The following is a 24522-nucleotide window of genomic DNA, read 5'->3' as shown; positions in this document are numbered from 1 at the left end:
ACGAGTAACGCATGTTCGAAGGCCTGACCGGACGCCTGGGCGACATCTTCGACAAGCTGCGCCGCCGTGGCGCGCTGACTGAAGAGGACGTCTCCGCAGCACTGCGCGAAGTTCGCGTGGCGTTGCTGGAGGCTGATGTCGCGCTGCCCGTCGTCAAGCAGTTCGTCACCCAGGTGAAGGAACGCGCCGTCGGGCAGGAGGTGCTGAAGTCGGTCACCCCCGGCCAGCAGGTCATCAAGATCGTCCACGACAACCTCGTGGAGATGCTTGGTGAAGGCGCCGACATCAACCTGAACGCCGCCGCCCCGGTTCCGATCCTGATGGTCGGCCTGCAGGGTTCGGGCAAGACCACCAGCACCGCCAAGATCGCGCTTCGTCTGAAGACGAAGGACCGCAAGAAGGTCCTGATGGCGTCGCTGGACGTCCGCCGTCCGGCCGCGCAGGAGCAGTTGAAGGTTCTCGGTGAGCAGACCGGCGTCGCCACGCTGCCCATCGTGCCGGGCCAGGACCCGGTCGCCATCGCCAAACGCGCCATCGAGACCGGCCGTCTCGAAGGCTACGACGTCGTCATGCTCGACACCGCCGGCCGCCTCGCCATCGACGAGGAGCTGATGGCGGAGGTCGCGGCCGTCCGCGACGCGACCAGGCCGGCGGAAACGCTGCTGGTCGCCGACGCGATGACCGGCCAGGACGCCGTCACCGTCGCCACCAATTTCAACGACAAGGTCGGCATCACCGGCATCGTGCTGACCCGCATCGACGGCGATGCGCGCGGCGGTGCGGCCCTGTCGATGCGCCAGATCACCGGCAAGCCGATCAAGCTGCTGGGCGTCGGCGAAAAGATCGACGCGCTGGAGCCCTTCCACCCCGACCGCATCGCCGGCCGTATCCTCGGCATGGGCGACGTGGTGTCGCTGGTGGAGAAGGCCGTCGAGACCATCGACAAGGACGAGGCCGAAAAGCTCGCCCGCAAGATGGAGAAGGGCCAGGGCTTCGACCTCGACGACATGGCGATGCAGCTGAAGCAGCTCCGCAAGATGGGCGGCATGTCCGGCCTGATGGGAATGCTGCCGGGCATCGGCAAGATCAAGGACCAGCTGAAGGACGCCAACGTCGACGACGGGATGATCAAGCGCCAGGAGGCGATCATCTCCTCGATGACCAAGGCGGAACGCAAGAACCCCGACATCATCAAGGCTTCGCGCCGCAAGCGCATCGCCGCCGGTTCCGGCACCTCGGTGCAGGAGGTCAACAAGCTGCTGAAGCAGTTCGAGACCATGCGCGGAATGATGAAGCAGGTGCAGAAGCTTGGGAAGAAGGGGATGCTGCGCGGCGGCCTGGGCAATTTGCTGCCGAAGGGACTCGGCGGCTTCGGCGGGAAGGGGCCTTTCGGCTGACCTGACCGCCTTTCGAAATCACCTGATACCTGTTTGACTTGAGAAGAGAAAGTTTCGACCAATGGCTCTGAAGATTCGTCTGGCTCGCGGTGGTGCGAAGAAGCGTCCGTTCTACTCGATCGTCATCGCGGACGCCCGTAGCCCGCGTGACGGCCGCTTCATCGAGAAGATCGGCACCTACAACCCGATGCTGCCGCGCGAGCACGAGCAGCGCATCATCCTGAACGCCGAGCGCGCCAAGCATTGGCTGTCGGTCGGCGCCCAGCCGACGGACCGCGTGGTGCACTTCCTGGCCAATGCCGGCCTGGTCGAGAAGCCCGCCGTCCGCGAGACCCCGAAGAAGTCGGCTCCGAAGGCCAAGGCGCAGGAGCGTCTGAAGGCCGAGGCCGCCGCCGCCGCGGCTGCCGCCGAGGGCTGATAAAGGTGAGGGTGGGCCGCTTGGCCCGCAGGGTTGAGGTCGTGACGACGTGCCGGGTGCTCCTACGATGACCGCCAAGATCTGTGTCGGCCAGTTCGCGGGATCGCACGGCGTGCGGGGGCTGGTGAAGCTGCGCAGCTTCACCGCCGAACCCGCCGACATCATGGCCTATGGCCCGCTGTCGGACGAAGCCGGCGCCCGCCGCTTCTCGGTGACGCTCCAAGGCATGGTCAAGGACAACTTCCTGGCCAAGGTCGACGGGGTGACGAGCCGGGAACAGGCGCAGGCGCTGGCCGGTGTGCGGCTCTACGTGGACCGCGACGCCCTGCCGTCGACGGAAGACGAGGACGAATTCTACCACGCCGACCTGATCGGCTTGCGTGCGGAACTCGCCGACGGAAGCCTCTACGGCACGGTGAAGGCGATCTACGATTTTGGAGCCGGAGACGTGCTCGAAGTCCGGACCGCCGGCGGGGCGCTGGAAATGCTTCCCTTCTCCAAGGCCTGCGTGCCGGTGGTGGATGTCCGGGGCGGACGCATCGTCGTCGATCTTCCGGCCGTGATCGAAGCCCGCGAGGGTTCCGAGGACGAGGCGGAGGATGGGGGTGAAGACGAAAGCGGGAGCGGGGCGCCGTGAATCACGGCGCCGAAGGCCCGCGGGTCTGGACCGCCAAGGTTCTGACGCTGTTCCCGGAAATGTTTCCGGGGCCGCTCGGCCATTCGCTGGCCGGCAAGGCGTTGGAAAATGGAGTCTGGGCGCTGGAATCGGTGGACATTCGCTCGTTCGCGCGCGATAAACACCGCTCCGTCGACGACACCCCCTTCGGCGGAGGGGCCGGCATGGTCATGCGGCCCGACGTGCTGGACGCGGCTTTGACCGCGACGGCGGGACCTGTGGGGGCACCGGGACGCGGCCGGGCGATCTATCTGTCGCCTCGCGGACGGGTGCTGAACCAGGAACTGGTCAAGGAGCTTGCCGCCACTCCGGTGGTGACGCTGCTCTGCGGCCGGTACGAAGGGGTGGACCAGCGGGTCCTCGATGCGCACGGCCTCGAAGAGGTCAGCCTCGGGGATTTCGTGCTGTCCGGCGGGGAACTCGCCGCTCTGAGCCTGATGGATGCCGTGGTGCGCTTGCTCCCCGGCGTCATGGGCAACGTGGAGACGGCGGGGGAAGAGAGTTTCGAACGGGGGTTGCTCGAATACCCCCACTACACCCGGCCGGCGGTCTGGACCGACGAACAGGGTGTGGAGCGCGCGGTGCCGGAGGTTCTGCTCTCCGGTCACCACGGAAAGGTCAAGGCCTGGCGGCTGGCCGAGGCGGAGAAGATCACGGAGGCCCGACGGCCGGACCTGTGGTCGCTCTACCAGGCGAACCGCCCGGCAGTAACTGTTACGAACAAGGGTCGGCGGCAGGCTCGCCGGCGCGACCCGAAACCGGAGTGACGGTCCGCCGCGAGGCGCGCCGATAGAAAAGGGGTAGTGCTATGAACCTGTTGCAGCAGCTCGAGCAGGAGCAGATCGAGAAGGCCCTCGGCGGCAAGACGATCCCGGAGTTCTCCTCGGGCGATACCGTCCGCGTGAACGTGAAGGTCGTCGAAGGCACGCGCGAGCGCGTCCAGGCCTATGAGGGCGTCGTCATCGCCCGCAAGAACGCCGGCGTGAACAGCTCCTTCACCGTTCGCAAGATCAGCTACGGCGAGGGCGTGGAGCGCGTGTTCCCGCTGTACTCCCCGCGCATCGACTCGATCGAGCTGGTCCGCAAGGGCGCCGTTCGTCGCGCCAAGCTGTACTATCTGCGCGATCTGCGCGGTAAGGCCGCCCGCATCGCCGAGCGCACCACCGGCCGCGGCATGGTCAACGGCCGCCGGGCTGCCGAGTAAGGCGCCTTCCGGTTCGTTCCAGGTTCATAGGTTCGGCGCCCGGCCATGCGGCTGGGCGTCTTCGTCCCGTCACCATCAGCAAAGCTTAAGGAGTAGGCGCCATGAAGCGCACGTTCCAGCCCTCCAAAATCGTGCGTAAGCGTCGCCATGGCTTCCGCGCCCGTATGGCAACCGTCGGCGGCCGCAAGGTCATCGCCCGTCGCCGCGCCCGCGGCCGCAAGGTTCTGAGCGCCTGATCCCCGCGATGGCGGCGCCGGACCACAAGGTCGGGCGCCTGATGCGGCGGCCGGAATTTCTGGCCGTGGCCGGGACACGGCGCAAGCATGTGGCTCCCGGCCTGATCCTCCAGGTGCGCCGGCACGACGACAAGCAGCGGCCCGCCGATGGCGGTCCGCCGATCCGTCTCGGACTGACGGCGAGCCGCAAGGTCGGCAACGCGGTGGTGCGCAATCGCGCCCGCCGCCGTTTGCGTGAGGCCGCGCGGCAGATACTGCCCATCCACGCCGCACCGGGCCACGACTTCGTCCTGGTCGCGCGCGGCGACACGGCCGAGCGGACGTGGACCGACCTGCTCGGCGACCTGACGGCCGGGCTGAAACGCCTCGGCCTGTGGCGCGAGGCGGAAGGGTAGGGGGCCCGCGACGTCATGTTTCGCATCGCCGGCCTCAGCCCACTCGCGCATCTTCTCCGCGCGCTCGTCTATCTCTATCGCTGGACCTTGTCGCCCTTCGTGGGCTGGCATTGCCGTTTCCAGCCGACCTGCTCCTGCTACGCCATCGAATCGCTGGAAAAGCACGGCGCCATCCGGGGGGGATGGCTGACGTTGCGCCGGCTTGGGCGTTGCCATCCCTGGGGCGGGTCCGGCTGGGATCCCGTGCCCGATCCCCTGCCGCCGGGGGCGTCGCCGCCCCATCGCTGCGGCTTGCCGGAAAAAGGGCATGCGGCGGTTGCCCAGCCCGGCGAAAACCCGTAACAAGGCCGCGCACACGCCGACCTTCTTCAAAGGCCCCACGGCAACCGGGACGCCATGACCGACCAACGCAACCTCATCATCGCGATTGCCCTGTCGATCGCCATCCTTCTGGGCTTCCAGTATTTCTACGAAAAGCCGCGGGTGGAGCAGCAGAAGCAACTCGCCGCCCAGCAGGCCGCCCAGACGGAGCAGTCAGTGCCGGTGCCGGCCCCCGGCGTGCCCGCCCAGCAGCCCCCCGCCATGGCTGAGGTCGCGAAGGAGCGCCCCGTCCTGCTCGCCGAGCAGCTGGCGGCCGGCACCCGCGTGAAGATCGACACGCCGGCCCTGCACGGCTCCGTCAACCTCGTTGGCGGCCGCATCGACGACCTGACGCTGGCCCAGTACCACGAGACCCCGGACCCCAAGAGCCCGGAGATCGTGCTGCTGGCCCCGGCCGGCACGCCCGCAGCCTATTACGCCGAGTTCGGCTGGGTCCCGCAGGGCGCCGGCATCGCCGCTCCGACCGCGACGACCCGCTGGACCGCCGACGGCACCGCGCTGACCCCCGAAAAGCCGCTGACCCTGACCTGGGACAACGGCCAGGGCCTGGTGTTCGAGCGCAAGATCGCCGTGGATCCCGACTTCATGTTCACGGTGACGCAGACGGTCCGCAACACCGGCGCCAACCCGGTCACGCTGCTGCCCTACAGCCTGGTGTCGCGCACCGGCACGCCGCAGACCTCCGGCTACTACATCCTGCATGAAGGCCCGCTGGGCGTCTTCAACGGCACGCTGACCGAGCGGTCCTACGACGACCTGCGCAAGAAGGGCACCGAGCCGATCGAGACCACCGGCGGCTGGCTCGGCATCACCGACAAGTACTGGCTGGTGTCGGTCATCCCCGACCCGGCGCAGAAGGTCACCGCGCGCTTCGTCCACAGCACCGTCGCCAATGCCGACCGCTATCAGGCCGACTTCATGGGCGATGCGGTCACCGTGGCCCCCGGCGCCTCGGCCGAGACCACCGGCCGCCTGTTCGCCGGCGCCAAGCAGGTGAAGCTGCTGGACGCCTATTCCGAAAAGCTGAACATCAAGAATTTCGACCTCGCGATCGACTTCGGCTGGTTCTACTTCCTGACCAAGCCCTTCTTCTACGCGCTCGATTTCTTCGGGCAGGTGCTGGGCAACTTCGGCCTCGCCATCCTGCTGCTGACCGTCTGCGTCAAGGCCGTCTTCTTCCCGCTCGCCAACAAGTCCTATCAGGCGATGAGCAAGATGAAGGCCCTGCAGCCGAAGATGCAGGAGCTGCGCGAGAAGTTCAGCGACGATCAGGCGCGCATGAACCAGGAACTGATGGCCATGTACAAGCGGGAGAAGGTCTCGCCTGTGTCGGGCTGTCTGCCGATCCTGATCCAGATCCCGGTGTTCTTCGCGCTCTACAAGGTTCTGTTCGTGACCATCGAGATGCGGCACGCGCCCTTCTTCGGCTGGATCCACGACCTGTCCTCGCCCGATCCGACGACCATCTTCAACCTGTTCGGCCTGATCCCTTGGGATCCTCCCGCCATGCTGCATCTCGGTGCCTGGCCGCTGATCATGGGCGTCACCATGTGGCTGCAGCAGAAGATGAACCCGGCCCCGCCGGACCCGATCCAGCAGAAGGTGTTCCAGTTCCTGCCCATCGTCTTCACCTTCATGCTTGCCGGCTTCCCGGCCGGTCTGGTGATCTACTGGGCCTGGAACAACCTGCTGTCGGTCGCCCAGCAGTGGACCATCATGCGTCGCATGGGCGTGAAGGTCTGATCATCGGATCTTCGTCCCCTCTGCCCATCGTCTGAGACCTGCCGCCGGCAAAGACCCTTGACGGGACTTTGCCGGCGGTATGTTTTTGAGCCCGTACCAACGAAAGCGCCCGCCATGACCACCCCCGACACGCCGACCCCCAACACCCCCAGCATCGTTGCCGGCTTCGACGAGGCCGCGCTGGAGGCCGGGCGGCTGCTGTTCGCCAAGGAGTGCGACTTCGTCTGGGGCGCCAACGCGCTGAACCAGCTGCCGGAGGCCGATCTGCCGGAGGTCGCCTTCGCCGGCCGGTCGAATGTCGGCAAGTCGAGCCTGGTGAACGCGCTGACCGGGCGCAAGACCCTGGCCCGCACCTCCAACACGCCGGGGCGCACGCAGCAGCTCAACTTCTTCAACCTCGGCAACCGGCTGAAGCTGGTGGACATGCCCGGTTACGGCTATGCCAAGGAATCGAAGGAGAAGGTGGAGGCGTGGAACGACATGGTCCGCCGCTTCCTGCGCGGGCGGGTGACGTTGCGGCGCGCGCTGGTGCTGATCGATTCGCGCCATGGGCTGAAACCCAACGACCACGAGATCATGGAGATGCTGGACCGCACTGCGGTGCCCTATGTCGTCGTGCTGACCAAGGCGGACAAGGTGAAGCCGGCGGAGTTGGACAAGATCCGCCGCGACACCCAGGCGGGGCTGAAGAAGCACCCCGCCGCCTTCCCCGACATCCACGTCACCAGTTCGGAGAAGGGCACCGGCATCGCGGAACTGCGCGCCAGCCTCGCGGCGCTCGCTCTGGCCGCCGAATAGCGCGGAGAGACGGCGATGGGTGGCCTCTCCCCCGCGCTGCTGTTCCTGATGCAGGCCCTGCTGCTGATCGCCGGGCCGTTCCTGCTGTGGCGGCTCGGCGGCGGGCGCCACGTCGCGCCGATGGTGGTGATCCAGATCCTGTTCGGCGTGGCGCTGGGGCCGTCGCTGCTTGGCCAGCTGGTGCCGGACCTGTGGGGCGTGCTGTTCGCGCCGGCCGCCCTGGCGCCGCTGTCGGGCCTTGCGCTGATGGCCGTCGTCTTTTTCGCCTTCCTGACCGGGCTGCACCTCGACCCTGCCGATTTCCGCGGGCGGGGCGGCGCCTTCGCCACGGTGGCGCTGTCCAGCATGATCGTGCCGACGCTGATGGGCGGGGCGCTGGGTTGGTGGCTGGCCGGCGCCTTTCCCGTCATGACGGGTCCGCATGCCACGCCGGGCCTGTTCGCCGCCGGTTTCGGCATCTGCGTCGGCGTCACCGCCTTGCCGGTGCTGGGTGCCATCCTGCGCGAGATGGGTTTGCTGGGAGATCGGGTCGGTCGGCTGGCGCTGGGCTATGCGGCGGTGAACGATGCGCTGCTGTGGCTGCTGATCACCGCCGTGCTGGCCTGGGCCTCGGCGGATGGTGCGTCGGCGGGTGGCGGCTGGGCGGTCGCCTGGGTGGGAATGCTGGGATTCGCCTATGTCGGGGTGACCGTCCTGGTCGTGCGTCCGCTGCTGGACCGCCTGCTGGAGCGGGTGGCGCCTGATGGACGGATGGGGGACACCGCGGTGGTGGTGACCTGCGCGGCATTGCTGTCCTCGGCCGCAGTGACCGAGCTGATCGGGCTGCATTACATCCTGGGCGCCTTCGTCGCCGGAACCGCCATGCCGCGCCGCTACGCCGCCGCGATCCTCGACCGGCTGGAGCATTTCTCCACCCTGATCCTGCTGCCCTTCTTCTTCACGCTGACCGGGCTGAAGGTGAACCTGACGCTGGACGATCCGGCGCAGTGGACGGTCTTCGCGCTTGCGACCCTGGTGACGCTCGCCGGCAAGATGGCCGGCACGACCTTGCCCGCGCGCCTGACCGGGGAGAGTTGGCCGGACGCCCTCCGGCTGGGCACGCTGATGCCTTGCAAGGGCCTGATGGAGGTGATCGTGCTGACCGTCCTGCTGGAAGCGGGGGTGCTGTCCGGCGCCTGCTTCTCGGCGATGGTGCTGATGGCGGTGGCGGTGACCGCGCTGACCCAGCCGATGACCCGGCTGGCCGGATGGTGGCGCCCGGCCGGCGCCGCAGCGGCCGAGGCCGCAGGCGGCCGGCACGGGGGTATGTGACCGTTAAATTGACCCCTAGGCAACCGGCCGGCCTTTCCGTTAAAGAAGCCCGACCGTCCACCCCGACAAAGGGCATCCTCCCGTGCAGACTCCCACCCGTGACGAGTGGCTCGCCAAGGCCCGTACCCTGTCCGAAGCGCTGCCCTACATGCGACGCTATGCCGGGAGCACCTTCGTCATCAAGTACGGCGGCCACGCCATGGGCGACGCCAGCCTGGCGGAGCTGTTCGCGCGCGACATCGTCCTGCTGAAGCAGGTCGGCATCAACCCGGTGGTCGTCCACGGCGGCGGGCCGCAGATCGGCCAGATGCTGGAGCGTCTGAAGATCAAGTCCAGCTTCATCGACGGCCTGCGCGTCACCGACAAGGAGACGGTCGAGGTGGTCGAGATGGTGCTGGCCGGCTCCATCAACAAGCAGATCGTCGCCGCCATCAACAGTGCCGGTGGCCGTGCCGTCGGCCTGTCGGGCAAGGACAGCAACCTGATCACCGCCCGCCGTCTGGAACGCGTTCAGCGCGATCCCGACAGCAACATCGAGCGGGTGCTGGACCTCGGCTTCGTCGGCGAGCCGTACAAGGTCAACCCGGAGATTCTGCATGCCCTGGCGCAGTCGGACATCATCCCGGTGATCGCACCGGTCGGCTTCGACGTGAATGGCGACACCTACAACATCAACGCCGACACGGCGGCCGGTGCGGTCGCGGCGGCGGTGAAGGCGGCGCGCTTCTTCCTTCTGACGGACGTCGCCGGTGTCCTCGACAAGGACAAGAAGCTGATCGAGAAGATGTCGCTGCAGGATGCCCACAAGGCCATCGCCGATGGCACCGCGTCCGGCGGCATGATCCCCAAGATCGAAACCTGCATCGGCGCGGTGGAGCAGGGCGTCGATGCCGCTGTTATCCTGGATGGCCGCGTGCCGCATGCGCTGCTGCTGGAGATCTTCACCGAAGGCGGCGCCGGCACCCTGATCGGCAAGGCCTGACGCGGCAATAGGGGGGACCCGATGTCCGACCTGCGCAAGGACCTGCTCCGCCAGATGAAGGCCATCCGCGACCGGATGGACCCGAAGCTGGTGGAGCGCGCCAAGTTGGCGGCGTTGGGCAAGGTCCCCTACGACAGCGACGCCGCCAAGGAGGCGGTCGGCCATTTCCTGGATGCCAAGCGGGATGGCGGTGCTTTCCGCCGCAAGCTGGAACAGGCGCTGAAGGCGGAGGGGGAGACGCTGGACCTCGACACCGAGGCGAAGGCGCCCCCGCCGGTTAAACCGCCCGAGAAGCCGAGACGCGGCGGCCGGATGACGTAGGCGCTCCACCCGCCGTCTCGAACCCACGCAAGGAGCACAGCCTTGCTGCATGTCTTCGTCAATGACGGCGGTCTGCTGCGCTGGGCCAGGGAGGCCGCGGACGAGGCAGGGCCGCTGCCCGATGCCACCGTCTGGCTGGACCTGATCAACCCGACCGCCGAGGACTTGGCGCGGGCGGAAACGCTGATCGGTACCAGCCTGCCCACCCGCGAGCAGATGGCGGAGATCGAGGAGTCGAGCCGCCTGCGCGTGGCCGGTGGCGCCCTGACCATGACCGTCACCGCCCTGGTCTGGGCCGACACCGACGAGCCGCGAATCGCCACCGTCAGCTTCGTGCTGGCCGGGCGCCGGCTGGTCACCATCCACGACATCGATCCGCAGGCCTTGCTGGCCTTCCGCCGCCGCGCCACCCATGGGAAGGTTTCCGCATCCCGTGGCGAGCTGGTTCTGGCGGCGCTGGTGGACGGGATGGTCGACCGCACCTCCGCCGTTTTGCGGCGGACCGGGGTGGAGTTGGACGTGCTGAACCGCCGCTTCTTCCGCGGGCGCAAGCTGCGCTCGCGTGGCGAAACGCTGGACGATGCCCAGACGCTGAAGCGCATCGGCCATGCCGGGCATCTGATCGGCAAGGCGCGGGTCAGTCTGGCGAGCCTCACCCGCATGACCGATTTCCTGGCGCGCGGCGACGGCTGGAACTCCGGCAAGGCGACGAGGCGCTGGGCCAAGACGACGCTGCAGGATTTGCGCGGGCTCGACCAGTATGCCCGTTTCCTGGCCGGCAAGGTCGCGTTGGCGCTGGACACGGCGCTGGGCCAGATCAATGTGGAGCAGAACGAGATCGTCAAGATCGTCTCGGTCCTGACCGTCCTGCTGTTCCCGCCGACCCTGGTCGCCAGCATCGGCGGCATGAACTTCGAAGAGATGCCGGGGACCGACTCGCTTTTCGGCTATCCCAGCGCCCTGGGGCTGATGCTGCTGTCGGCGCTGCTGCCGATGATCTATGTCCGTCTGAAGCGCTGGATGTGACGCGGCATCCATACAGTACGGCTTGCGGATCGTCCGCGGTTCTTTCCTTTTGACAGGGGGCCGTCCGTCCCGGCAGGATGGGCGCATTCCAGGGGGGTCCCGACAGGGGGCTGAGATACCAACGGCCGGACGGCGCCAAGCGTCTCCGGCAGCGTGGTGACCCTTCGAACCTGATCCGGGTCATACCGGCGAAGGGAGGGACCTCGTGACGGGCCGCAAAGGCCCTGTCCGGCCGTAGCGACGCCCGCCATATGGGGAAACGGCCCGCACGAAGACACCGCACCTCCGTCCGCAGTCCCGGGTTTGTCCGCCCAACTCCGACGGAGAAACCCAATGCCTAAGGACTTCAACGAATCCGCCATCCGCATTTCGACCGGCCCGCTGCCGTCGTCGCGGAAAATCCATGTGCCGGGCACGCGTTTTCCCGACCTGCGGGTTGCCATGCGCGAGATCGCACTGTCGGGCGGCGAGCCGCCGCTGACCGTCTATGACGCCTCTGGACCCTACACCGACGAGGCCGTGGCGATCGATGTGCGGGCCGGGCTGGCCAAGCACCGCCGCGACTGGATCCTGGCCCGCGGCGATGTGGAGACCACCGACAGCGGCGTGCTGCGCGCCAAAGGTGGCGGGGCCGTCACGCAGATGGCCTATGCCCGCGCCGGCATCGTCACCGCCGAGATGGAATACATCGCCGTCCGCGAGAATATCGGCCGCGCTGCGGCGCTGGAATCAGTCCGCGACGGCGAGGATTTCGGGGCCGGGATTCCCGACTTCATCACCCCGGAGTTCGTCCGCGACGAGGTGGCGCGCGGGCGGGCGATCATCCCCTCCAACGTCAACCATCCCGAGTCGGAGCCGATGATCATCGGCCGGAACTTCCTGACCAAGATCAACGCCAACATCGGCAACTCCGCCGTGACTTCCTCGATCGAGGAGGAGGTGGAGAAGATGGTCTGGGCGATCCGCTGGGGAGCGGACACGGTGATGGACCTGTCCACCGGCGACGACATCCACCAGACCCGCGAATGGATCCTGCGCAACTCCCCGGTTCCCATCGGCACGGTGCCGATCTATCAGGCGCTGGAGAAGGTGAAGGGCAGCGCCGAGGACCTGACCTGGGAACTGTTCCGCGACACGTTGATCGAACAGGCGGAGCAGGGCGTCGATTACTTCACCATCCATGCCGGCCTGCGGCTGGCCCATATCCCGCTGACGGCCAAGCGGGTGACCGGCATCGTTTCGCGCGGCGGCTCGATCATCGCCAAATGGTGCCTGGCGCATCACCGCGAGAATTTCCTCTACGACCATTTTGCCGACATCGTCGAGATCTGCCGCGCCTATGACGTGGCGCTGTCGATGGGCGACGGGTTGCGGCCGGGCAGCCAGGCCGACGCCAACGACGCCGCCCAGTTCGCCGAGTTGGAGACGCTGGGCGAGCTAACGAAGATCGCCTGGGCGCGAGACGTGCAGGTGATGATCGAGGGACCGGGACATGTGCCCATGCACAAGATCAAGCACAATGTCGAAAAGCAGCTGGCCCTGTGCGGTGAGGCGCCCTTCTACACCTTGGGGCCGCTGGTGACCGACATCGCACCGGGCTACGACCACATCACCAGCGCCATCGGCGCGGCGATGATCGGCTGGTTCGGCACGGCGATGCTCTGCTACGTCACGCCGAAGGAGCATCTGGGTCTGCCCGACCGCGACGACGTGAAGGCCGGCGTCATCGCCTACAAGATCGCCGCCCATGCCGCCGACCTCGCCAAGGGCCACCCGGCGGCGCGACTGCGCGACGACGCCATGTCGCGCGCCCGCTTCTCCTTCCGCTGGCGCGACCAGTTCGCCCTGTCGCTCGACCCCGAGACGGCGATGGCCTACCACGACGAGACCTTGCCGGCGGAGGGAGCGAAGACCGCGCATTTCTGTTCAATGTGCGGGCCGAAATTCTGTTCGATGAAGATCACGCAGGAAATCCGCGATGTCGCGGAGTCCGGGATGGCCGAGATGTCGCAGAAGTTCCGCGAGTCGGGCGGGGAGATTTATCAGCCGGCGGGGTGAATGTGGGAAGTTAGACCCCCACCTTGATCCTCCCCCGCTGGGCGGGGGAGGAAATTGGACCTTTGTTGGCGTGCAGCGGCAGTCCCTCCCCCGCTCAGCGGGGGAGGTTAGGTGGGGGTCTAACGCCCCCACTCACCCCGCGTACCTGATCTCCAGCACCTCCACCTGTTCCATCCCGGCCGGTGTGCGCACGTCCACCAGGTCGCCCTCCCGCGCCTTAAGCAGCGCGCGGGCGATGGGGGAGATCCAGCTGACATGGCCGCGGTCGGGATCGACCTCGTCGGCGCCGACGATGGTGATGGTATTCTCCGACCCGTCCTCACGGGCATAGGTGACGGTGGCTCCGAAGAAGACCTGTTCGCGGTTCTTCTGGTCCTGTGGATTGACCACCACCGCCGATTCCAACCGCTTGTTCAGGAAGCGGATGCGGCGGTCGATCTCGCGCAGGCGTTTCTTGCCATAGAGATAATCGCCGTTCTCGGACCGGTCGCCGTTGCCGGCGGCCCAGGACACCACCTCCACCACCTTCGGCCGCTCCACCCGCAGCAGGTGGCGCAGTTCCTCCTGCATGCGCTGGAAGCCGGGCGGCGTCATGTAGTTCTTGAAGCCCTGCGGAAGCGGTGCCGGATCGTCGAGATCGTCGTCGTCAGGCGTGTCGTTCTCGCGGGTGAAGGCCTTGCTCATGGTCCGACCTGTCCTGTGGCGGAAAGATAACGTCCGGGAAAAGGAAAAGGCGCCTCGCGGCGCCTTTTCCATTTCCAGAGGTCCTGATGGGCCGTTCGGCTTACCGCTTCCACCAGCCGCGACGCGGCTTGGCGGAGGCATCGCCGTTGTCGCCGGCCGCAGCAGGAGCCGCAGCAGGCTCCGAAGCGGCGGCCGGAGCCTGCTCGGGCGCTGCTGGAGCGGCGGCGGGTGCGGCTTCGGCCGGAGCTTCGGCAGCGGCCTTGCGCTTGCGCGACGCCTTTTTGGCCGGAGCCGTGTCTGTCGCGACCTCAGCCGGGGCTTCCGCAGCGGCGGCCTTGCGCTTGCGGCCCTTGGCCGGCGCTTCGGCGACGGCAGGCGCGGCAGCGGGAGCGACCTCCACCGGAGCCTCGGCAACAACCTTGCGCTTGCGCGACGCCTTCTTGGCCGGTGCTTCGGCAACCACCGGAGCGGCTTCGGCCGGAGCTTCGGCAGCGGCCTTGCGCTTGCGGGACGCCTTCTTGGCCGGCGCTTCGGCGACCGCCGGAGCGGCCTCGACCGGGGCTTCGGCGGCAGCCTTGCGCTTGCGGGACGCCTTCTTGGCCGGAGCCTTCTCGGCGGCTGCTTCGGCCGGGGCCGGAGCGGTCACCGGCGGCTCGGTCGCAGGCACCGGAACCGGAGCCTCTTCCGCGACGTGTGCCGGAGCGCTCTCGCCGGCCAGGATCCAGTCGAGGTCGGACGCCTCGGCGGGAGACTGTGCGGGCGCCTGGACAGGAGCGGCTTCGGCCGGAGCGGCAGGCGACTGATCGGCAGCGGTCTCCTCGCCGCCCTCCAGCCCTTCCGCACCTTCGCGGCGGGACCGGCGGCGACCACCGCGCTTGCCGCGGCGACGCTTCTTGCGGCCATCGCCGTTGCGATCGCCGGCGTCGGCGCCGGTCTCCTCGTCGCCCTCGCCCTCTCCGTCGCCCTCGTCCTCATCCGAGTCGTCGTCTTCGGCCGGCTCGGAGATGGCAGCGCCGGGGATCGCCTCGGCGGCAACCGGCAGGCTGGTCTCGGCGGCCTCGTCGCCCGTCTCGTCGGACTCCTCGGCGTCTTCGCCCGTACCGGCGGTGTCGCCTTCGACGCGGCCTTCCTCGCGGTCACGGCCCCGGCCACGGCGGCGGCGGCGGCGGCGGCGGCGATCCTCGCCATTGCCTTCGCCATTGGTGCCGTTGGCCTCGGCGCGCTCGCCGGCTTCCTCGGCCTGGGCGGTCTCGACCTCGGCCTCCTCCTCGACCGGCTCGACGACCGGCTCGGCGGCGAGCGCACGATCGGTCTCGGCCATGACGCGGTCTGCGCTGACCAGCGGACCGTCTTCGTCGGGCAGGCGGGCCTTGTTGCGCTCCAGACGGTGGTCCGGGGCGATCAGGCCGTCGTCGGCCTGGACCATGACGTGGAAGCTGTGACGCTCCTCGATCTTGGCCAGCTCACCGCGCTTCTGGTTGAGGATGTAGAGCGCGATGGAGGTTGGGACGTAGATGGTGATCTCCGCCGACCGCTTGCGGATGCCCTCTTCCTCGATGGCACGCAGGACGTGCAGCGAGGCGGATTCGACCGAACGGACGACGCCGGTGCCCGAGCAGTGCGGGCAGCGCTCAAAGTTGGTCTCCAGCAGCGACGGGCGCAGACGCTGGCGCGACAACTCCAGAAGGCCGAAGGCGGAGATGCGGCCGAGCTGGATGCGCGCCCGGTCGTTCTTCATCGCCTCCTTCATGCGGCGCTCGACGGCGGCGTTGTTCCGCGGCTCCTCCATGTCGATGAAGTCGATGACGATCAGGCCGGCCAGATCGCGCAGACGCAGCTGGCGCGCCACCTCGTCGGCGGCCTCCAGGTTGGTCTTGTAGGCGGTTTCCTCGATGTTGCGCTCGCGGGTCGACTTGCCGGAGTTGACGTCGATGGAGACCAGCGCCTCGGTCGGGTTGATGACGATGTATCCGCCGGAGCGCAACTGCACCACCGGGCTGTGGATGGCGTCGATCTGGGTTTCCACCTGATAGCGGTGGAACAGCGGGATCTGGCTGTCGCGGTACAGCTGGACGCGCTGGGAATGGCCCGGCATCAGCATGTCCATGAACTCGCGCGCCGTGCGGAAGCCGGCCTCGCCCTCGACCCAGATCTCGTCGATGTCGTTGGAGTACAGATCGCGGATCGACCGCTTGATCAGGTTGGCCTCTTCATAGATGAGGCAGGGCGCCGACGACTTCAGCGTCTGTTCGCGGATGTCGTCCCACAGGCGCAGCAGATATTCCAGGTCGCGCTTGATCTCGGGCTTGGAGCGTTCCAGACCGGCGGTGCGCAGGATGACCGCCATGCCGTCGGGAATGTCGAGATCCGACAGGATTTCCTTCAGGCGCTTGCGATCGGCCGGGTTGGTGATCTTGCGGGAAATCCCGCCGCCACGGCCGGTGTTGGGCATCAGGACGCAGTAGCGGCCGGGCAGCGACAGGTAGGTGGTCAGGGCGGCACCCTTGTTGCCGCGCTCCTCCTTCGTCACCTGCACCAGCATGACCTGCCGGCGCTTCACCACTTCCTGGATCTTGTAGGAGCGCAGCGGGCGCGAGCGGCGGCGCTGGGTCTCGACCTCTTCATCCTCGTCGCCGCCGACCATGTCGGGGGCGTCGGCGGACTGGGCGGCGTCCTGGGCGGCGGCTTCGGTCGGAGCGGTCCGCTCCTCGCCGCCATTGCCTTCGTCCTCGCCGTCCTCACCGTCCTCGTCGCCGGCATCCTCGTCGGACGCCTCCGGCGCGATGGGCGAGGGCATCGGCGACCATTCCTCGACCACCTGCTCGGGGCGGATCGGCTCGCCCATCACGGCGCCGTCGGCGGCGGCCTCGGCACGGGCTTCCGCCTGCTCCTCCAGCCGGCGCTCTTCGGCCAGCAGGGCTTCGCGGTCGGCGACGGGGATGCGGTAATAGTCGGGGTGGATTTCGGAGAAGGCGAGGAAGCCGTGGCGGTTGCCGCCATATTCCACGAAGGCCGCCTGGAGCGAAGGCTCCACCCGCGTCACTTTCGCGAGGTAGATGTTGCCCTTCAGCTGCTTGCGGCTGGCGATCTCGAAGTCGAGTTCTTCCAGCCGGTTACCATTGACCACGGCGACCCGGGTTTCTTCCGGGTGCGTGGCGTCCACCAGCATGCGCTTGGCCATATACGGTCCTCAACGGCGCGACCCAGGGAACCCGCGCGACCGGTCGGGCCGCCTGGACGCAGCGTCTGTTGTGGGCGAAGCATACGGCACGACGGACCGGAACCGCCGAACGGCGCTGACGAGAGCAGCCAGGACGGCCCGGTCGACACGCGCCGGGCTGCCGCCTTGCGGCCACAGCCAGCTTCGAGGTTTCGTCCTCTCACCGCCAATCCGAACGCGCCACCCCGCGACGTCCCTCCGGCGCGGATGGCCGGACAGGCGGTGTCGGAGGCGACGCCGCAGCCCCTTGGACGGCCCCGTGACCGACGATCGGCTGACCTCCGGATCGATGGAATCGAGTTCCGGGGATCAGCGAATCGGCGCTCACCTTGGGAGTCCGACCCGAATCTGGCGAATTGCGGTCTGTCGCAAAGATACCATAGACAAGCGATCCCTCTTGCACAACGCGGAAATGCGCCGATTCGGCGAACAAGTTCGTCCCGGGGAAGCGTAAGCGCGACTTTCCCCCGGAACCGCGAGTCGGGCCGCTGCCGGGATGGCCGCGGCGGCGGGGCGCGCGGTCACTGTTGCAGGAACGGCACCCCGGTCCGGAATTGAGACCGGCTGTGACGTTCCGCGTTGAGGGCGTTGAATTGGCTGGGCTATAGCTGGTCGTCCGCCCGCCGTCCGCCACCGGGGAGACACGATGCAACGGCCGCCCAGCCCGCCGCCCGCCGCCATGCCCGACCGCCTGCCGACTGCCGCCCATCCCAAGTGCGGGGTCGGGCGCGGCGCCGTGACGCGGGGGCTTGCGCGTGCGCTGGGCGCGGTGCTGCCGGTCCTGCTGGCGCTGGTGTTTCTTGCCGGCCTTCCTGCCGCACAGACCGCCGCCGCCCAGACCACGGCGGCGCTGCCGTCCCCGCCGCCGCGCACCGCGGTGGTCGATGCCCGGCTGGGCATCCATCCCGACAAGACCCGCTTCGTGCTGGAGGTGAGCGACCCGGTGTCCTTCAGCGTGTCGCTGGCCGCCGATCCCTACCGCATCATCGTCGATCTGCCCGATCTGGTCTGGCCCGGCGGATCGTTGCCGGTTGAGGGCAAGGGGGTGGTCGCGCGCTACCACCATGCGGCGGGCGGCCCGCGCGGGACGCGCCTGACCTTCGAGACCGTCGGTCCGGCCAAGCTGCGGGAAGGCTACATGATCCCGCCGCGCGACGGCCGCCAGCCGCGCCTCGTCCTCGACCTGGAAAAGACGACGGCGGCGGAGTTCCGCCACCTCGCAGCGGTATCTGGTGGCAAGATGGGAGCGGGGGCGGCGTCCGGCACGGCGTCCGGCAAGGGTCAGCTGACGATGGGTGCGGTCGTGGCGTCGGCGATGACCGTCCCGATGCCTGTTCCTGCTCCGGCGCCATCTCCTCAGGACGATCCGCCAGCCAGCGGGATCGTCTCCGTCCCGCCGCCCTTCGCGCCGCTGCCGCCGATTCCACCGGCGCAGCTGATTCCGGCCGCGCTGCCCTCCGCCCCGCCGCTGCCGGACAGCAAACCGCCCACCGTGGCGGAAAAGCCGCTGATCGTGCTCGACCCGGGCCATGGCGGCCAGGACCCCGGCGCCGTCGGCGTCGGCGGCATCTATGAGAAGGACATCACGCTCGCCGCCGCCAGGGAAGTGAAGCGCCAGTTGGAGGCGACCGGCCGCTACCGTGTCAGGCTGACCCGCGATGCCGACGTGTTCATCCGCCTGCGCGACCGCGTCGCCATCGGGCGCGAGGCCGGGGCCGACCTGTTCATCTCGCTGCATGCCGACAGCATCAGCAGCGGCGACATGCGGGGCCTGTCGATCTACACCCTGTCGGACAAGGCGTCGGACCGCGAGGCGGAGATGCTGGCCGCCAAGGAAAACCGGGCCGACGCGCTGGTCGGGCTCGACCTGTCGGGCGAGAACCCGCTGGTCGCCAACATCCTGATCGATCTGGCCCAACGCGATACGAAGAACCATTCCAAGCGTTTCGCGACGCTGGCCCTGCAGAGTCTGGGACGCGAGGTGCCGCTGATCCCCAGCAAGCCGCACCGGCAGGCCGGCTTCGCCGTGCTGACGGCCCCCGACGTGCCGTCGGTGCTGGTCGAGATGGGCTATCTGTCGAACCGCAAGGATGCCGGGCTGCTGGCCTCCGCCGCGCACCGCGAACGGTTGGGCCGCGGGCTGGCCCGCACCATCGACGCCTATTTCCGCTGGCTGCACGGCGCCCAACGGAGCTGAGCTTGCCGGGTCGGGCTTGCGAGGCTGGGGCCTGGCCGGGCGGCTTACCCCCTCCGCGCGGGCACTTTTTCGCGGGCGCCCTCTGCGCGTCACATTTTCCTGACATGACGGGAACGGGGGCGGCACTTCGCATCGCGGCGGTGTAGGATGCGCCGCCCAGTCAGACGCGCCTTGCGCTCCGCATCCCGGAAACGGGACGGTGCCGGTCGCGCCGTTCGTCGTTTCTTGCAGGATCGGTCATGCGCCTTCTTCTGTCCTTGCTGATGGCCTTCGTAATGCTGGCTCTTGCCGGTGCCGGGGGGCTGGTCTTCCTGTTGGACCACTACGACCAGGACCTGCCCGACTACACCAAGCTGGCCAACTACGAGCCGCCGGTGACCACGCGCATCTATGCGGGCGACGGGCGGCTGATGGCGGAATTCGCGTCGGAACGCCGCATCTTCGTGCCCATCGACGCCATGCCGCGGCAGGTCATCAACGCCTTCATGGCGGCCGAGGACAAGAATTTCTACGCCCACCAGGGCGTCGACCCGCTCGGCATCCTGCGCGCGATCCTGACCAACATCGAGAATTTCGGCCGCGACCGCCGCCCGGTCGGCGCCAGCACGATCACGCAGCAGGTCGCCAAGAACATGCTGCTGACCAACGAGGTATCCTTCGCCCGCAAGATCAAGGAGGCGATCCTGGCGGTCCGCATCGAGCGGGCCTTCACCAAGGACCGCATCATGGAGCTGTACCTCAATGAGATCTTCCTGGGGAACCGCTCCTACGGCGTGGCGGCGGCGGCGCTGAACTATTTCAACAAGGCGCTGGACGAGCTGAGCATCGAGGAGGTCGCCTTCCTGGCGGCCTTGCCCAAGGCGCCCTCCAACTACAACCCCGACCGCCAGCACGATGCCGCCGTCGCCCGCCGCAACTGGGTGATCGGCCGCATGTCGGAGGACGGCTACGTCACGCCCGACGAGGCGAAGGCCGCCCAGGCCCGGCCGCTGCAGACCCGCAGGCGCGACGAGCAGGAGGTGGTGACCGCCGAGTATTTCGCCGAGGAGATCCGGCGCGAGCTGGTGAAGCTCTATGGCGAGCAGGCGCTGTATGAGGGCGGCCTGTCGGTGCGCGCCTCGATGAACCCGCAGCTGCAGGCGGCGGCGACCAAGTCGCTGCGCGACGGGCTGGTCGCCTACGACCGCCGCCATGGCTGGCGCGGGCCGGTGGCGAAGATGGAGAATTTCGACAACTGGCCGAAGAAGCTGGCCGCCATGCCGCCGCCCGGGGGCTCCGAGGGCTGGAAGCTGGCCGTCGTGTTGAAGGACGATCAGGCGGACGGGCTGGACATCGGTGTGGCCGACGGCAGCCGCGGACGCATCCCGCTGTCGGAACTGCGCTGGGCCCGCGCGGCCAAGGAGGGCGAGGCCGTGGGGCCGGCGATCCGCAAGCCGTCGGACGTCGCCAAGCTGGGCGATATCCTGCTGGTCGAGGCGATCAGCGGCCCGGCGGCCAAGGACGAGGACGAGAAGCCGGCCAAGAAGGGCGCCCAGGCGGCGGCGAAGGAACTGCCGCCGGGCAGCTACGCCTTGCGTCAGATCCCGCAGGTGCAGGGCGGCCTCGTTGCGCTCGATCCCCACACCGGGCGCGTGCTGGCGATGGTCGGCGGCTTCTCTCCCGCCATGAGCGTGTTCAACCGCGCCACCCAGGCGCTGCGCCAGCCCGGTTCCTCCTTCAAGCCCTTCGTCTATCTGACGGCGCTGAACCAGGGCTTCACCCCGTCGTCGCTGGTGATGGACGCGCCCTTCGCCTTCGATCCGGGCGGCGGGCAGCCGGTCTGGCGGCCGGAGAACTACAGCCACGAATTCTACGGCCCGACCCCGTTGCGCGTCGGCATCGAAAAGTCGCGCAACGTCATGACCGTCCGGCTGGCCCAGCAGATCGGCATGGACAAGGTCAAGGCTCTGGTCGAGAAGTTCGGCATCGTCGACAACCTTCAGCCCTACCTGCCGATGTCGCTGGGCGCCGGCGAGACGACGGTCCTGCGGCTCGCCACCGCCTACGCCATGCTGGACAATGGCGGCAAACGGGTGGTGCCGACCTTCATCGACCGCGTCCAGGACCGCAACGGCAAGACCGTGTTCCGCCACGACAACCGCGCCTGCGAAGGCTGCACCAACGTCGCCTGGAAGGACGGCATGGCCGTCCCCGCGGTTCCCGACACCCGCGAGCAGGTGAACGACCCGCGCACCACCTACCAGATCGTCTCGATTCTGGAAGGCGTGGTCCAGCGCGGCACGGCCGCGTCGCTGAAGTCGCTGGGCAAGCCGCTGGCCGGCAAGACCGGCACCACCAACGACAGCCACGATGCGTGGTTCGTCGGCTTCTCGCCCGATCTGGTGGTCGGCACCTACATCGGCTTCGACCAGCCGCGCTCGCTGGGGAGCCGCGAGACCGGCGGCTCCGCGGCGGTGCCGGTGTTCAAGGACGTCATGCAGGTGGCGTTGAAGGACAAGCCGGCCACGCCCTTCCGCGTGCCGCCTGGCCTGCGCCTCGTCCGCGTGAATCCTGCCAACGGCCAACTGGCCCAGCCCGGCGACAGCCGCGCCATCTGGGAGGCCTTCCTGCCCGGCACCGAACCCAACCCGGACCAGCCGCAGATGGTGCTGGACGGCTCGGTCCAGGGGGCCGGCGCCATGATGGGCGATCCGAACGCAGGCTTCGACGGCGCTCAGCCGGGCGTCCAGGCGCCGCCGGCCGCGGCGACGCTGGGGACCGGCGGGCTTTACTGAGTGAAAAGGGGAGGGGGGCGTCCTGGCGGGCGCCCCCTTCGTCAATGGGTGGAGGCTGTTCCCGCCACCGTACCCGCCACCGTCCCTACCACCGTCCCCGCCGCCGTCAGCGAGGCGATGGCCTCCACCGGACAGCTGCCGAGCGGGCGCAGGTCCGGTTCCAGCGCCGCGAACATCGCGCGCACGCCGTCCTCGTTGACGTGCAGGGCGTCCATGAACAGCTCGTCCTTGTCCACCGCGCGGCGGGCGTCGATCACGGTCACGCCGGACGGCAGTCGGCTCTTCATCTCGGCGAAGAAGGCGTCGAAATTCTTCAGCTTGCCGGCATAAGTCGGGAAGTAGGGGGTGATGACCACCGCAACCCGGGTGCCTTGCGCCTGGGCACTGCGGATGATGCGGTCCAGCGCCTGCCAATTGGCGTCGGCGGCGGTCATCACCTCTTCCGGCGCGGCGGCGAGCTGCGCCTTCAGCGGTTCGGGGATGATGCCCACCAGCGTGCGGTCGGCGGCAGGCTTCAGCAGTCCGGCGACCAGCCGCATGGTCTGGTTGTTGTTGAAGGTCATCAGGTGGAAGGCGTGGTTGGCCATCCACAGTTCCTGGTTTTCCTGCCGAACGAAGGCGTCGATGCGCGGCGAGTAGTAGGCCAGCAGCGGCAGGTCGGCGAGGTCGTGCGGATTGTCGACCAGACCGGTCGGCTCCAGGATCAGCAGGCGTGGTGCGCCGTGCCGCTCGACGTAATCCTCCCACAGCAGGGCCGACAGCACGGTCGGCGCCCCGCCCATGCCCAGGTTCAGCGCCCGGCCGCAGGTCATGTCCTGCAGGGTGGAAACGGGAAAGTGGTTGTCCGCCCGCGAATTACCCAGCACCAGCACGTCGGCCGGCCCGCGGGCGGAGCGGGCGTCCTGACCGGGGGCGGAGGCGAGCGCCGCCTTGACCATCAGGGCGCCCGGCTTCTCGTCCGGCCCGTCCGGCTGCCTGTCGGGCTTGGCCGCCGGCAAATCCTGCGGCTCGACCGGACGGTAGATCGCCATGAAGCGGTCGCTGGAGCGCAGAAGCAGGTCGCCCAACGCCGAAGCCAGGACCCGGTCCATCGCCGTGACGGTGGCGAGGATCAACGCGATGCAAGCCAGAAGGCGATACATGGGAGGAACTCCGTCCGGTCTTTAGAACTGGAAGTAAATGAAGGCATGGTTGGCGAAGCTGCCGAACAGCAGCATCACCAGGATCAGGGCGGAGCAGGCCATCGACCGCGCCACCACGTTGGTCCCGGCATAGCGGCGGCCGGCGCCGCGCTCGATCAGCGCATCGACCATCAGCACGATCAGGCCGGCGACGGCAACGCGCAGCAGCGAGCTGGCCTGGAGGTTGCCCTGCTGCAGGCCGAAATCGCCGTGGGCGATGATGCCCAGGATGGTCCAGACCGTGTGCAGGCTGTCGGCGCGGAAGGGCAGCCAGGTCAGCGTCACCACGATGAAGACGAGTCCGATCATCACCAGCCGCCCTGCAGCCAGCATCGGGCCGCTGAGGCGCACCGGGCTGACCGCGGCCAGCCGGCGCACGCCGTCCTCGACCAGCATCAGGCCGCCATGCAGCGCCCCCCACAGGACGAAGGTCCAGTTGGCGCCGTGCCACAGGCCGGAGATCAGCATGGTGATGACGACGTTGCGGATGCGCAGCCAGCGCGTCCGGCTGCCGCCCATCGGCACATAGACGTAGTCGCGGAACCAGGTGGACAGCGAGATGTGCCAGCGCCGCCAGAAATCGCGCATGCCGGTGGCGAAATAGGGCCGGGCGAAATTCTGGCACATGGTGTAGCCGAAGATCTGCGCCAGCCCGATGGCGATCAGGGAATAACCGGCGAAGTCGCCGTAGATCTGCAGCGAGAAGCAGAACAGACCGATCACATGCTGGAGTGCGTTGAAGAACTCCGGCTGGTGGAAGCGGGCGTCGACCACCACCGCGGCGTTGTCGGCCAGCCCGATCTTCAGGAAATAGCCCCAGATCACCTTTTCCAGCCCGGCGAAGCGCTCCTCGAACGGGATGTCGCGCGGGCGCTGCTGGATTTGCGGCAGCAGGTCGCGCGCCCGGACGATCGGGCCGGCCACCAGCTGCGGGAAGAAGGCGACGAAGGTGGCATAGCGCATCAACGACCGTTCCGGCTGCTTCACCTCGCCGGTGTAGAGGTCGATGCCGTAGCTGAGATTCTGGAAGGTGTAGAAGGAGATGCCGACCGGCAACAGGATATCGAGCGTCCGCCGCCCGACGTCGACGCCCAGGGATGCGAGTGCGATCTCCGCGCTGTCGGCGAAGAAGTTGTAGTATTTGAAGAAGAACAGCATGCCCAGGTTGGTGCCGAGGCTGATGAACAGGTACAGCTTCTTGGTCTGGCGGTCGGGCGCGTCGGCGATCTTCAAACCGCAGTAGAAGTCGATGAAGGTGCTCAGCGCCAGCAATGCGCAGAACCGGTAGTCCCAATAGCCGTAGAAGATGTAACTGGCCACCAGCAGGAAGGGCGTGAAGGCGCGCGTGCGCGCCAGCGCCATGAAACCGGCGCTGAACACGGTGATGAACAACAGGAAGTTCAGGCTGGTGAAGCTCATCGTGCCCCCGGCAGAGATGCTCGCGCGTCCGCGCAACCGCGCAAGAAAGGCGAAGTTCGGAGCCGAAGATAACCACGATTTCGGGGATTTCCCGCCGCCGC

The 24522-nt window shown here is 68.0% G+C and carries 21 protein-coding genes and 1 riboswitch; of the genes, 17 read left to right on the top strand and 4 right to left on the bottom strand.

The genetic code is table 11. The features are described from left to right. Positions 1-11: 11 nt before the first annotated feature. The 15 genes from ffh to thiC all read left to right on the top strand — a co-directional run bounded on the left by ffh (position 12) and on the right by thiC (position 12946). Positions 12-1397 carry a signal recognition particle protein gene (gene ffh, locus FZ983_RS21640; protein ID WP_149225554.1) on the top strand — a complete coding sequence of 462 codons (1386 nt, stop codon included), beginning with the start codon at positions 12-14 and terminating at the stop codon, positions 1395-1397. A gap of 61 nt (positions 1398-1458) precedes the next feature. Further along, positions 1459-1815 carry a 30S ribosomal protein S16 gene (gene rpsP, locus FZ983_RS21635; protein ID WP_063633821.1) on the top strand — a complete coding sequence of 119 codons (357 nt, stop codon included), beginning with the start codon at positions 1459-1461 and terminating at the stop codon, positions 1813-1815. A gap of 67 nt (positions 1816-1882) precedes the next feature. Next, the gene (gene rimM / locus FZ983_RS21630; protein WP_149225553.1) at positions 1883-2452 is read left to right on the top strand and encodes a ribosome maturation factor RimM; all 570 of its coding nucleotides are present in this window, start codon (positions 1883-1885) and stop codon (positions 2450-2452) included. Then, positions 2449-3258: a tRNA (guanosine(37)-N1)-methyltransferase TrmD gene (gene trmD / locus FZ983_RS21625; RefSeq protein WP_149225552.1), complete on the top strand. Its 810-nt coding sequence runs from the start codon at positions 2449-2451 to the stop codon at positions 3256-3258. The genes rimM and trmD overlap by 4 nt, the downstream gene beginning before the upstream one ends. A 41-nt stretch (positions 3259-3299) precedes the next feature. Next, the gene (gene rplS, locus FZ983_RS21620; RefSeq protein ID WP_109150133.1) at positions 3300-3695 is read left to right on the top strand and encodes a 50S ribosomal protein L19; all 396 of its coding nucleotides are present in this window, start codon (positions 3300-3302) and stop codon (positions 3693-3695) included. A gap of 101 nt (positions 3696-3796) precedes the next feature. Next, positions 3797-3931, top strand: a complete 135-nt coding sequence (rpmH, locus tag FZ983_RS21615; protein ID WP_012973146.1) for a 50S ribosomal protein L34 — start codon at positions 3797-3799, stop codon at positions 3929-3931. 8 nt (positions 3932-3939) lie between these two features. After that, positions 3940-4326: a ribonuclease P protein component gene (gene rnpA / locus FZ983_RS21610; protein ID WP_149225551.1), complete on the top strand. Its 387-nt coding sequence runs from the start codon at positions 3940-3942 to the stop codon at positions 4324-4326. Positions 4327-4341: 15 nt separating this feature from the next. Then, positions 4342-4668 (top strand): membrane protein insertion efficiency factor YidD, encoded by a 327-nt coding sequence (yidD, locus tag FZ983_RS21605; protein WP_149225550.1) that lies wholly within the window; start codon positions 4342-4344, stop codon positions 4666-4668. Positions 4669-4722: 54 nt separating this feature from the next. Continuing rightward, positions 4723-6450, top strand: coding sequence for a membrane protein insertase YidC (yidC, locus tag FZ983_RS21600; RefSeq protein WP_149225549.1), 1728 nt, complete (start codon positions 4723-4725; stop codon positions 6448-6450). Positions 6451-6564: 114 nt separating this feature from the next. Beyond that, positions 6565-7248, top strand: coding sequence for a ribosome biogenesis GTP-binding protein YihA/YsxC (gene yihA / locus FZ983_RS21595; protein ID WP_188092444.1), 684 nt, complete (start codon positions 6565-6567; stop codon positions 7246-7248). 15 nt (positions 7249-7263) lie between these two features. After that, on the top strand, positions 7264-8559 hold the full coding sequence (locus FZ983_RS21590; RefSeq protein WP_149225548.1) for a cation:proton antiporter: 1296 nt from the start codon (positions 7264-7266) through the stop codon (positions 8557-8559). An 82-nt stretch (positions 8560-8641) separates the two neighbouring features. Further along, positions 8642-9541 (top strand): acetylglutamate kinase, encoded by a 900-nt coding sequence (gene argB / locus FZ983_RS21585; protein ID WP_149225547.1) that lies wholly within the window; start codon positions 8642-8644, stop codon positions 9539-9541. 21 nt (positions 9542-9562) lie between these two features. Beyond that, on the top strand, positions 9563-9862 hold the full coding sequence (locus tag FZ983_RS21580; RefSeq protein WP_149225546.1) for a hypothetical protein: 300 nt from the start codon (positions 9563-9565) through the stop codon (positions 9860-9862). Between the two features lie 42 nt (positions 9863-9904). Next, complete coding sequence (locus tag FZ983_RS21575) at positions 9905-10888, top strand: magnesium transporter CorA family protein (RefSeq protein WP_149225545.1); 984 nt, start codon at positions 9905-9907, stop codon at positions 10886-10888. Positions 10889-10968: 80 nt separating this feature from the next. After that, positions 10969-11102: riboswitch (TPP riboswitch) on the top strand. Between the two features lie 119 nt (positions 11103-11221). Further along, the gene (gene thiC, locus FZ983_RS21570; RefSeq protein ID WP_149225544.1) at positions 11222-12946 is read left to right on the top strand and encodes a phosphomethylpyrimidine synthase ThiC; all 1725 of its coding nucleotides are present in this window, start codon (positions 11222-11224) and stop codon (positions 12944-12946) included. A gap of 132 nt (positions 12947-13078) precedes the next feature. On the opposite strand, the gene greB is transcribed toward thiC, so the two are convergent. Together greB and FZ983_RS21560 are read right to left on the bottom strand one after the other, a co-directional pair. Further along, positions 13079-13630 carry a transcription elongation factor GreB gene (gene greB / locus FZ983_RS21565; RefSeq protein WP_149225543.1) on the bottom strand — a complete coding sequence of 184 codons (552 nt, stop codon included), beginning with the start codon at positions 13628-13630 and terminating at the stop codon, positions 13079-13081. Between the two features lie 100 nt (positions 13631-13730). After that, positions 13731-16811: a ribonuclease E/G gene (locus FZ983_RS21560; RefSeq protein ID WP_149225542.1), complete on the bottom strand. Its 3081-nt coding sequence runs from the start codon at positions 16809-16811 to the stop codon at positions 13731-13733. 685 nt (positions 16812-17496) lie between these two features. Between FZ983_RS21560 and FZ983_RS21555 the strand changes: the two genes are divergently transcribed. Together FZ983_RS21555 and FZ983_RS21550 are read left to right on the top strand one after the other, a co-directional pair. Further along, positions 17497-19047, top strand: a complete 1551-nt coding sequence (locus FZ983_RS21555) for an N-acetylmuramoyl-L-alanine amidase (RefSeq protein ID WP_149225541.1) — start codon at positions 17497-17499, stop codon at positions 19045-19047. A 239-nt stretch (positions 19048-19286) separates the two neighbouring features. Further along, positions 19287-21821, top strand: a complete 2535-nt coding sequence (locus FZ983_RS21550) for a penicillin-binding protein 1A (protein WP_149225540.1) — start codon at positions 19287-19289, stop codon at positions 21819-21821. A 41-nt stretch (positions 21822-21862) separates the two neighbouring features. Here FZ983_RS21550 and FZ983_RS21545 read toward each other — a convergent pair whose 3' ends face one another. Then, on the bottom strand, positions 21863-22963 hold the full coding sequence (locus FZ983_RS21545; RefSeq protein ID WP_149225539.1) for a hypothetical protein: 1101 nt from the start codon (positions 22961-22963) through the stop codon (positions 21863-21865). A gap of 21 nt (positions 22964-22984) precedes the next feature. Beyond that, on the bottom strand, positions 22985-24421 hold the full coding sequence (locus FZ983_RS21540) for an MBOAT family O-acyltransferase (RefSeq protein WP_149225538.1): 1437 nt from the start codon (positions 24419-24421) through the stop codon (positions 22985-22987). Positions 24422-24522 lie beyond the last annotated feature (101 nt).

Origin of the sequence: Azospirillum sp. B21, from assembly GCF_008364825.1 — a bacterium.
Lineage (GTDB): Bacteria > Pseudomonadota > Alphaproteobacteria > Azospirillales > Azospirillaceae > Azospirillum.
This window is presented reverse-complemented; position numbering and strand designations above follow the sequence as displayed.